General features: G+C 64.8%; 1 protein-coding gene. It reads left to right on the forward strand.

From position 1 onward, the window contains the following. Positions 1-1,012 (forward strand): hypothetical protein (locus tag AB0D49_RS41760; protein ID WP_362769523.1); only part of this gene is annotated, 1,012 nt, incomplete at both ends.

Genomic DNA, 1,012 nt, shown 5'->3' on the forward strand with positions numbered 1-1,012 from the left:
GAGATCGGCGGCAGCACGGCGGGGCTGGAACGCAGCGGCTTCAAGGAGATGTTCCTCGACACCGAGACCACCTACGAATGGATCAACAGCAACTTCCCCCGGCTTCGTGAGCAAGGGCTGGAGCTGAAGAACTTCAGTGACTTCGGCTACGACGTCGAACTCCACGCACGGGTCGTGGACAGGTCCTCGCACCTGAAGGGCTTCTTCGAGGAAGCCGACATCGCCATCAACGGCACCTCCGCCTTCACCGCCACCAAGGCGATCACCGACAAGATCACGCACACCGTGTCGGGTGGCCCCACCGTCCCCAACGTCACCAAGCTGGGCCCGGACAAGAAGAGCATGGTGAACACCGCGCTGGACATCAGCAAACCCTTCAACAAGAGCGCGAAGACCACCGACACCAAGTCCCGGACCAACACCGAGAAGCTCAGCAAGAAGGGCCAGATCGCCGAGCTGACCAGCAGCGTCGAGTTCCTCGTGGTGGTCAAGCCCAAGGCGGTGAGCAAGAAGATCCAGCAGCAGCAGCCGGTCGCGGTGATCCTCCACCTCGACCGCACCGGCAGTGTCTACACGACCACCGACAGCGCCGCCGACCTGCTCGGGCTGTCTATCCCGCAGAAGGTGCTGGACGCCCAGGAGAAGGTCGCCGAGGCGGAGAAGGCGTGGTCCGAGGCCGAGCAGCAGGCGTTCGAACTGCGCCTCCAGGTGGACAAGAACAGCGTGGGCGACTCGACGAAGTGGACGGGCGCCGGACACAACAAGGAGGCGCGCCAGCGGCGGATCAGCAACGTCAGCAGCTCCAGCGGCAGCTCGCTGGCCAAGGTGGAGGAGGAGCCCTCCACCCCCGAAGCCACGAACCTGACCCCCGGCCGTGGCCACCAGCGCAACGATTCCGTCAGCTCCCGCTCCTCCGTGGAGTCCACCGACCCCCTGGTGCCGTTGCTCAAGGATCTGTACGAGAACTCCGCCGACCCCCGTGCCCAGGAGTTCTTCCAGGCGCTCAAGGAGC

This window comes from Streptomyces sp. NPDC048290, from assembly GCF_040652095.1.
Classification (GTDB): Bacteria; Actinomycetota; Actinomycetes; order Streptomycetales; family Streptomycetaceae; genus Streptomyces.